Raw genomic sequence first — 9,872 nt, forward strand, 5'->3', positions numbered from 1 at the left:
GGGGGATCTGTCGTGAAGTTACCGGGCCCGCTGGCCGCCGCCCTGGCGGCTGCGGATGACAATTACCTGATCGGCCTGTGCAACAAGGGCACCGTCAACCGGGCCAAAAAAGACCTGGCCGCCCTGGCGGAACCCTCGGTCACCGTGACCGAGGAGGGAGCCCAGGTCCAGATGGGGGACGTCACCTGCCAGATCTGCGCCCCGCTGGGGGAGAGCCGGTGCTCCTGCCCCAGCAGCGGCATCTGCCGCCACCGGATCACCGCCATTCTCTGGCTGAAACAGCAGGCCCAAGGGGAGGAGGACGCCACCGGCCCTGCGGCCGAGCCCGCGAAACCCACCTTTGAGACCCTGCGGGCCTATCCGGCGGACAAGCTGGCAAAGCAGCTGGGCCCCAAGCGGCTGGCGGCCGCTCTGTTCCGCCAGCGCAGCGGGACAGGCCCCTCCATAGAGGAAACCTCGGTGGTGACGGTGGAAATGCCCTGGATTCCCGCCGCTGTGCGGCTGCTGGACCCTCTGGAACACAGCACCTGCACCTGTCACAGCAAGACCTTTTGCATCCACAAGGCCGAGGCCCTGCTCTACTGGCAGATGAGCCGGAACATTCTGGACCCGGCGGCCCTGGAAGCCGCCCGACCCCCGGAGGAGGAACTGGACCTGGAAGCGGTCCGGGGCGTCTGTCAGGCGGTGCAGCAAACCCTGGCCGCCCAGATGGCCACCGGCCTGAGCCGGATGCCCGCCGGCGTCTGCGAGACGGTGGAGCGGATGGCGGCCCTCTGCCATACCGCCCGGCTCCCGGCCCTGGAACGGGCCCTGCGGGGCGTTCACGGGGAGTACCAGGCCTACTTTGCCCGGTCGGCCTCCTACCGGGACACCGCCCTCCTGATGCGGCTGAGCCGGGCGTTCCGGCTGGCGGCGGTCCTGGAAACCGCCGACCCCAAAACCGCCCTGGACCGGGCGGGCCGCTTCCGGGACGACTACGAGGCGGTGGGGGACCTGGAACTGTATCTGCTGGGCCAGAGGGATTTCGATGGCCGCAGCGGCTACGCCGGCACCATCTATTATTTCTGGGAGAGGCAGGAACAGCGGTTTTACACCTACGCCGACGTCCGGCCCACCTTTTATGAGGGCAAGGCGCGCCGCCGCACCGCCGCCGTTCCATGGGGGCTGCCCTGCACATTGGGTCAGGCCTGGAACTGTGGCCTGAACCTGTCGGGGGCGAAGGCCTCCCGGGACCGGGCCCTCTCGGCCACCGAACAGTGCCGGGCCGTTCTGCTGGGCCGCCAGGACCCCGACCAGGTCATCCCTGCCAAGGCGGTCTGCACCGACTTTGAATGGCTGCTGCGGGAACGCAGCGGTCCCCATGACCCCGAGGTGGATCGGCTGGCGGTGGTCCGTCCGGCCCGGTGCCTGCCTCAGGACTACGACCAGGTCCGCCAGGTGTTTTCCATCCGGCTGGTGGACGGGGCAGGACGGGACCTCTTTCTGGAGGTGCACTACAAAAAAGAGGAGGAAAAGGTGGTGGAGGCGCTGGAACAGCTGGCCCGCCGGCTCCGTCGGAAACCGGATTTCCGGCCGGTGTTCTTTGGGCTGATTTACCGGGAGGAAGACCGGCTCAAGCTCTACCCCATTGAATATTTCGCCGAGTGGGAGGAGTGCCTATGACCCAACTGCTGGATGAGCTGGAACGGGCTGTGACCGACCTTTTGCAGTCGGGGCTGGACACCGGCGGCCCCGCCGCCTGCGCCCGGTTGCGGACGCTGGCGGTCCGGTGTGAGGACGCCGGACTGCACACCGGGGCGGCGCTGGCCCGGGAGCTGGAAACCGCTCTGGAGGCCCGCCCCCACGCTCTGGAAAAAGACAATTTGACCCCGGCGGCCTGCATCTGCCGGCTGGCCCGCTATCTGGAACTGTGCCGGGAAAAGGCACAGGAGGACGCCATCGTCCGGCGCTGGCAGGCCCGGGGACAGGATTCGCAGGACACCCAGAAACCAGGAGGGAACCTATGAACACCTTGCAAGCACAGAAAAAGGCCAAACTGGACCGGCTGCTGTCCAAACTGCAGCTCACCCCCGCCAACCGGGCCCTGGCCGAGGAATACCTGACGGCGGAACAGCGGGACGACAGCCTGCTGCAGCGGGCCGAGGAAGAGGACTTCCATGAGGTCAGCTGGGAGGTGCGGGGAGAGGCGGTGGACTACGCCAACGACCTGCGCAGCTGGGACAACCCCGACCCCCTGGCCCGGCTGATCAAGCTGTACTGGGCCATGGGCAAGAGCACCGCGGTGTTTTTGCTGGAGCGCAGCAGCGATTCCAAGACCGGCCGGGAGGAACAGAAACTCCGGACCGAGCTGCTGGGCAAGCCGGCGGCGGTGGCGCTGGAGGCGGAACGGGTGGTCTGGTATGAGCCGGGGTACCGGGATTTGGAGTGGTTTTATGCCCTGGCGGCCAGCGAGCCCGAAATCCTGGAACAGGCCCAGGCCCTGGCCGGCGGCCACCGGGACAATTACAAGGTAATGCTGGCGGGCATTCTGGTGGCGGTGCAGCAGGGGAACAAGCTGAGCCTGTTCCAGAAGCTGGTGGGCGCAAAACAGCCCCTGGTGGCCCGGCAAATCCAGCTGATCCACCGCAACAACCTGGAAACCATGGCCGCCGCCCTGCCCAAACTGTCCGACAAGGACCGCCAGGCCCTGGCGGAATACCTGGAAAAAGGCGATCTGAACGCCCCCAAGCCGGCCCTGTCGGCGGCGTGGGCCAATGCCGCCAATCCCAGCGCCGCCCTGGCCGCCCGCGGGGCCGAAACTTACCTGGCCGGCCTGCTGGGCACCGCCTCCTTCCTGGGGGCGGAACAGGACCCCCGGCTGCGGTGTGCGCTGCGGATGTATCTGGGCCTCAACCCTGCGGCGGTGCTCCAGAACATCCTGCGGGGAGTGTCCCAGCATGTGATGCTGGACCAGAAGGACCGCCTGAACCATCTGCTGGAGGACCTGCCCGGCGGCGATGTCACCATGCTGATCTTCCTGACCATGCTGCCCACCTGGGACGGCCGCAACAGCTTCTATAAAGTGGTGGCCCGCCAGTGCCGCAACGGACTCAAGCAGGCGCTGGATTTGGCCGACGCCCAGCAGTATGTCCGCCTCACCGATATGATGCCGGGAGCCGGCGCCGTGGACCGGGACCAGCGGAACAAGATCAACACCCTGCTGTCCAAGTACATCCAGAACGGCGCCAGCGCCATGACCCAATACCTGGAAGGCACCGGCAGCCTGAAGGACAGCGCCGTCCGGCTGGCCGGCGTCACGGTGCAGCCCTATGTTTATCCGTCCCAGGCGGCCCAGCTGGTGGAACGGTACGTCAAAGCCGCCGGCTGGGATGAATTTGCCTGCCGGTGCGCCACGGTCTTTGGCCTGGTGTTTGAGGGGTCGGGGATGAACCATCTGCTTCACAGCGACCAGGACGTGGCCCGTCTGGCGGCCGCCCTGCAGGAGCAGGAACTGCCTCTGGGGGAGATTCTGCGGATCTTTGGGTACTTCTGCGATGGCTGCTACGACGAGCGCCGCAAGACCACCACCCGCAACACCCTCTATAAAAACTTCAGCAAGCCGGTCTATCTGGAGGACCTGTGCACTGCCGCCCTCAACAGCGGCGTCTTTGGGCGGTATGTGGCCCTCTCGGCGCTGGATGACCTGACGGCTTCTCCCGAGTGCAGCTCCCGGGCCAAAGAGGGGCTGCTGGCCGGCGCGGGCGATTCCTCCAAACAGATTCAGGAGCTGATGGTGGACCTGCTCACCAGCCATCCCGACTGGACCGGGGAGGTGACCGGCCTGCTGCGGAGCAAAAAGGCCGCCGAGCGGCTGATTGCTGTGCGGGCCGCCGCCAAGATGGGGGAGGCCATCCACCCCGCCCTGGAGGAAGCCCTGGAAAAGGAAAAGAGCGCCAAGGTGGCCGACGCCATCCGCGGCGCCCTGGGCCAGGCCTCGGCTCCTGCGGAGCAGGCCGCCGCCCTGACCATCGACGAGAAGGCCGCCCAGATTTTGAAGGGCGGCAAAAAGCGGAAAGTCCAGTGGGTGCTGGATCACCCTCTGCCGGAACTGCACCTGCAGGACGAGGCCCGCACCCCGGTGAGCGAGGACCGGCGGGCGGCGTTGCTGGTGGCTTACAGTGAGCTGGGCCGGATTGGCCGCAGCGAAACCGCCGCCCTGCTGGCCGAAGGCATCGACCCGGCGGATCTGGCCGCCCTGGCGGGGGAGGTCTATGAGATTTGGCTGGCCGCCGGAGCCCAGAGCAAGACCAAGTGGGTGCTGGCCTTTGCAGCGGCCTTTGGCGGGGCCGCCATGACCCCGCGGCTGAGCCACGCCATCAACGAGTGGCCCCAGCAGTCCCGCGGCGCCATCGCATGTGACGCCGTCACCGCCCTGGCCCTCAGCAGCGACCCCGCCGCCCTGCTGGTGGTGGACTCCATCTCCCGCAAATTCAAGTTCCGCCAGGTGAAGGCCGCGGCGGCCGCCGCCCTGGACAACGCCGCCCGGGAACTGGGCATCACCGCCGAGGAACTGGCCGACCGGATTGTCCCCGACCTGGGCTTTGGGGCCGACGGCAAGCGGGTCTTTGACTACGGTCCCCGGAGCTTTACGGTGCGGCTGACCCCCACCCTGGAGCTGGAAATCACCAACGACGCCGGCAAGACGGTGAAAAACCTGCCCGCCCCCGGCAAGACCGATGACCTCGAAAAGGCCGAGGCCGCCTACAATGAATTCAAAACCATGAAAAAGCAGATCCGCACCACCGTGACGGCCCAGAAGGCCCGTCTGGAGGCAGCGCTGTCGGTGCTGCGCTGCTGGAGCAGCGACGCATGGAAGGCCCTCTTTGTGGGCAACCCCATTATGCACCAGTTTGCCATGAGTCTCATCTGGGGCGTGTACCAGGATGGAACGCTGCAGGAGACCTTCCGCTATATGGAGGACGACTCCTTCAACACGGTGGACGAGGAAGAATACACCCTGCCCGACGACGCCCGGATCGGTCTGGCCCACCCGGTGGAGATGGATCAGGAGACCCTGGACGCCTGGAAACAGCAGCTGGAGGACTACGAGATCACCCAGAGCATTCCCCAGCTGGACCGTCCGGTGTTCCAGCTGGAACCCGGCCAGGAGCAGGCCCGGACCCTGGACCGCTTCGGCGGCAAGAAGCTCAACGGCCTGTCCCTGTCGGGCAAGCTGCTGGGCCTGGGCTGGTACCGCGGCAGCGTCCAGGACGCCGGCGGCTACTACACCTTCTACCGGGAGGACCCCGGCCTGGGCATGGGGGTGGAGCTGGAATTCTCGGGCTGCTTTGTGGGAGACGAGAACGAGACGGTCACCGTCTACGAGGCGACCTTCTACCGTCAGGGCACCGTCCAGCGGGGCAGCTACTGTTACGACACCCCCAAACCGGAAAACATCTTCGCCCTGGGGGAAGTTCCCGCCCGCTATTACAGCGAGGTGGTGTACCAGCTGGACAAGGCCACCGCTTCCAGCACCGAGACCGACCCCGATTGGAGAAAAAAGGACCGCTGACCCTTTAAAAGGATTTCAAACCGTATAGAAGCAAAAAATGATACAGAGAGTCTCTAAACGAAACGCAAAACGGCGTGCACAGGGGGGCCGAGGGGCGCCTGACCCGGTCCGGCGGCGCCTGCCCGCAGGGGCCGGCACCGAAAAGGGAAGGGCAGCCCCAACCCCCTGAAAACCTATCCTGAAAGTATAAAGCACACACAGTATGCCCCTGGGGCCTGACGGCCCCGGGGGCTTTGGCGCGAAGATGCGCTAAAAATGGGATTGGAATATCAGTAAAAGAAAAATTTTGATTTTTTGGGATTTTCACTTGACAAAGTCAAATGAATCCGGTATACTTGATCTCGTCAAGTATGGGAAAGGAGCGGACCCATGTTCAACACACTTGCCTATTTTTCCTCCGTGCTGTACCGGGATTTTACGGCCTACACCAGTGAAAAGCTGGAAAAGCTCGGGCTGCATTTTGGACTGTTGTTTTTCCTGATTTACGTGGGAAAGCACCCGGGTGCTACGCCCTCGGACTTGACCCAGACGCTGCATCTGGACTGGGGCCATTCGCAGCGCTGCATCACCAAACTGGTGGAGAGCGGCTTCCTCACCAAAGAAAAGGTTGGCCGGCGCTATCACCTGCATCTGACCGAGAAGGGACAGGAGGCGTTTGAAGTCAGCCACCAGGTCTTTTTCGACTGGGACGCCCAGCGCCTGGAGGCCCTGACCGACGAGGAGCGCCAGACCCTGTTCGCCCTGATGCGCAAGGTAGCCCGCCGCCCGGAACCCGCACCCCACCCCGCCGCAGAGTGCACCAACTCTGCCGGGCAGGCCGGAGAATAAAACGGACCGTTCTCCGGCGGCCCATGGGGCGCTTTCCGCGCCCTTGACCCGTCATACCCGCCGTTGATACCTCTTTCATGGATAGGAGACTCTGAAAATGAAGAAAGCATCGAAAATCTGGCTCTGGATCGCCCTGGTCCTCTGCGTCTGCACCACCTGCCTCAACCTGTCGGAGGGCCGCTGGCTGTCGGTGGCCATCGCCGTTGTTTCCATCGCAGGCCTGTGCCTGCTGCTGTTCCGCCAGCAGAAGCTGGGCTTCCTGATCATGTGCGTCTGCGCCGTGGGCTCGTTTGTGGTGGGCTCGGTCCAGAACTTCGCCGATCTGGGCGCCGTCAGCATCCTGATGTCCCTCATCGGCTCGGCCCTGGTGCCCGGCATCACCGGCCTGTTTATCAAGAGCCAGTGGAACGAGCTGAACTGATCTGAATTTACCTTCCCCCGCATGGCCTGCGTGTCCCTTTCTTTCCGCGCAGGCTGCATGCTAGATAAAGCCCCCGCCTTTTTCCTGCAAAAGGCGGGGGAGTTCTTTTTTGTCCGTTTTTTGGGCATAAAAATACCGCCGCAGACGGCCCGGGGCCGGTGCGGCGGCGTGGGGAAGCGCGTCCTCCCGGGAGCCGCAGGGTTACTGCAGCTTCTCCAGGATTTCCTCGACGCTGATGCCGTTGGTGATGAGCTTCTGGACGGCTGTGTCAATCTCGGCCTTCCGGGCTTCCTGGGTGGCTTTTGCCTCCTCGGCAGCCTGCTTGGCCTCCAGCTTGGCGACCACCTTCTCGAGGGATTTTACGGCGGATTTCTTGCTCTTGAGCTGGGCTTTCAGCTCGGTGATCTGGCCGTTGATGTCGGCAATCTCACCGTTCAGCTGCTCCATCTCCGCATTTTTTTCTGCGAGAGCTGCTGCGTAATCCGCTGCACTATGGCCTTTGATCGCTTTCACCTTGTTTTTGCTTCCCTTGGGTCTGGGCATAATACATTTCCTCCCAACAATATAAATTCTTTTGATATTTCTGAGTATAACATGAACCATATTCCGGTGCAATATTTTTGTGTCGAAAAATAGATTTTCACAAAAATTTTATTGCGTAAACCCAGGGGCCGTTATCTTATGCGAAATATAAAGAAACGACTCGCTTTTTGGCGCGGCAAAACAAGCGCTCTGCGCCCAAAAACGACCCCGAACCCGCCGCCGGACAGGGTCAAACCGGGGATAAAATCCAGGCCGGACCAAACGCAAAAAATAAAATACATCGCCCCAAAATCCAAACGGTTTTTGCTCTGCGGTTTACCCCGCCCGGGCCGGGAAAGGCGGAAATCCGGGGCCCGGTCCGGGCCCGAAAAAACGGATTTTTTGCCGGAACAGGGAGGGGCGGAGTCATTTTTTACAAAATGCTTACCCAATTTGTGGCTCCGGCAACAAATTGGCCATGATTTTGCCATACCGCGGAAAGAATGGAGTGCTATACTAGGTCTGGTCTGCCGGGCGCGCCGAATCAGTCCGAGGGACCTGTTTCACAAATCAAGATCCTGACATGAGACCGCATGCAGAAAGGATTGTACGCAGATGAAAACAGAGCCAAAACATAAACGACGTATATGGATCCTGCTGCTGATTCTGGCGGCGGTGATTTTGCTGATTGCCGCCCTGGTGCCGGTGGTGGTGCCGGCGGTGGGCAAGTGGTTCACCGACCAGGAGGGCGAAGTCCGGGACGGCTGGGCTGTGGACGTGGGCGACCTGGTGGGCGTGGACGAGGCCGAACAAATCGAAATCCGCACCGCCCCCGTGGAGTCCAGCATCACCGTGATGCAGCTGGTGCCGGTGGAGGTGGAAGAGGAAGGCTTTACATACTACGACATCGACGTCCAGCAGCGCATCCGCCGGATGGTGGACCGGGGGCAGCAGATGTCGGTCAACGGCTACACCTGGACCGCCGAAACCCCCATGGCCTTTTTGAACCCCTTCGGCACCGGCTCCAACGGGCTGTATCTGTATTTTGAGACCGACCTTCCCACCCGGGTGGAATACACCATCCATGTGGACGACGAGCGAATCCCCGATTTCACCGCCACCGCCGCCGACAGCTCGGGGGAGGAATATTCCACCGTCCATGAATTCCAGATGATCGGCCTGGTGCCCGGCGAGACCAACGAGGTCACCATGACCATCCGGGGCAAGTGGGGGAACGTCCGCCAGCGGGTGCGGTTTACCATCGAGATGCCCGACCCCTATTCCGGCTACGACACCCTGCTGGAGGTCACCGACGGCACCAGCACCGCCGCCCAGGACGAGGGCCTGTTCACCATGATGCGCACCAACGGCTATCTGGGCTATGGCTTCCTGTACGACGACAGCGGCGTCATGCGCTATGAGATGGAGCTGGAAGGCTTCGGAATGGACCGCATCCTCACCTATGGAGATGAGATCGTTACCTGTGTTTCGGCCAACAAGCTGGCCCGGATCAACGGTCTGGGCGAGGTAACCCAGGTGTATCCTCTGGGGGACTATGAGCTCCACCACGACATCAACTACGGCCAGGACCACACGGTGGTGGCCCTGGCCGAAAAGACCGACGCGGTGGACGTGGAGGACATCGTCCTGGAGATTGACCTGGACACCGGCGAGGTCACCGAACTGCTGGACTTCAAGAACCTGATGGGCTCCTACCACGAGGAGACCCGGCCCATCAAGGGCACCGACCCCTTCTTCTGGCAGGTGGGAGAGCAGGACTGGATTCACCTGAACACCATCCAGTACCTGCCTGAAAGCGACAGCCTGGTGGTCTCCTCCCGGGAGACGTCCACTGTCATCTGCGTAAAGGACGTCCACACCACCCCCGCCATCGACTGGATGTGCGGCGACCCCGATTTCTGGGAGGGCACCGAATATGCCCAGTACTGCCTGGAGCCGGCGAATGACTTCACCTGGCAGTACGGCCAGCACAGCGTGGAATATGCCGAGGGCGAGGAGCCGGGCATCTGCTACCTGCGGATGTACAACAACAACTATTGGGCCCTGTCCTCCCGGGACGACTACACCCCCGACCTGGACGAAGGGGTGAACACCGAGCTCTACGGCGGTGACGGGGACAACAGCTATACCTACGTCTACCGCATCGACACCAACGCCGGTACGGTGGAACTGGTGGAGTCCTTCCCGGTGCCCTATTCCAGCATCGTGTCCAACTCCACCCTGAATACGGATACCGGCCACTGGACCGTCAACAGCGGCGTGGCCATGGTGTTCGGCGAGTACGACGCCGACGGCGTCCTGATCCGCCAGTACAGCTACGACTGCACCATGCAGGGCTACCGCACCTTCAAATACGATTACAAGGGCTTCTGGTTCCAGTAACTAAAGCAAAAACCCCGGCCTGGGCGTTCCAGGCCGGGGTTTTTGTATAACGAAAACCACTCGCTAGGCGAGTGGTTCGAAAAAAGACTTATGTCGATGATGATGACAGAAAAACTCCCTTTGCTTAAAATGGAAGTGCGGTCTGCC

At 62.7% G+C, this 9,872-nt stretch carries 7 protein-coding genes; 6 read left to right on the forward strand and 1 reads right to left on the reverse strand.

The genetic code is table 11. The annotated features are described in order from the left end of the window. Positions 1 to 12 precede the first annotated feature (12 nt). The 5 genes from B5F27_RS01495 to B5F27_RS01515 all read left to right on the forward strand — a co-directional run bounded on the left by B5F27_RS01495 (position 13) and on the right by B5F27_RS01515 (position 6,800). Complete coding sequence (locus B5F27_RS01495) at positions 13 to 1,662, forward strand: SWIM zinc finger family protein (protein WP_087364162.1); 1,650 nt, start codon at positions 13 to 15, stop codon at positions 1,660 to 1,662. Continuing rightward, the gene (locus tag B5F27_RS01500) at positions 1,659 to 2,006 is read left to right on the forward strand and encodes a hypothetical protein (protein WP_087248022.1); all 348 of its coding nucleotides are present in this window, start codon (positions 1,659 to 1,661) and stop codon (positions 2,004 to 2,006) included. Before B5F27_RS01495 ends, B5F27_RS01500 begins: the two co-directional genes overlap by 4 nt. Then, a complete protein-coding gene (locus B5F27_RS01505) occupies positions 2,003 to 5,551 on the forward strand; it encodes a DUF4132 domain-containing protein (RefSeq protein WP_087364164.1) in 3,549 nt (1,182 codons plus the stop codon). The genes B5F27_RS01500 and B5F27_RS01505 overlap by 4 nt, the downstream gene beginning before the upstream one ends. A 369-nt stretch (positions 5,552 to 5,920) precedes the next feature. Beyond that, entirely contained in the window at positions 5,921 to 6,379 is a 459-nt protein-coding gene (gene bilQ / locus B5F27_RS01510; RefSeq protein ID WP_087248018.1) for a bilirubin utilization transcriptional regulator BilQ, read from the forward strand. Between the two features lie 97 nt (positions 6,380 to 6,476). Continuing rightward, complete coding sequence (locus tag B5F27_RS01515; RefSeq protein WP_087248016.1) at positions 6,477 to 6,800, forward strand: hypothetical protein; 324 nt, start codon at positions 6,477 to 6,479, stop codon at positions 6,798 to 6,800. A gap of 201 nt (positions 6,801 to 7,001) precedes the next feature. On the opposite strand, the gene B5F27_RS01520 is transcribed toward B5F27_RS01515, so the two are convergent. After that, positions 7,002 to 7,343: a hypothetical protein gene (locus B5F27_RS01520; RefSeq protein WP_087364166.1), complete on the reverse strand. Its 342-nt coding sequence runs from the start codon at positions 7,341 to 7,343 to the stop codon at positions 7,002 to 7,004. Between the two features lie 594 nt (positions 7,344 to 7,937). Here B5F27_RS01520 and B5F27_RS01525 point away from each other — a divergent pair. Continuing rightward, positions 7,938 to 9,725: an aryl-sulfate sulfotransferase gene (locus B5F27_RS01525; protein WP_087364168.1), complete on the forward strand. Its 1,788-nt coding sequence runs from the start codon at positions 7,938 to 7,940 to the stop codon at positions 9,723 to 9,725. Positions 9,726 to 9,872 lie beyond the last annotated feature (147 nt).

Source organism: Faecalibacterium sp. An192, from assembly GCF_002160175.1.
Lineage (GTDB): Bacteria > Bacillota > Clostridia > Oscillospirales > Ruminococcaceae > Faecalibacterium.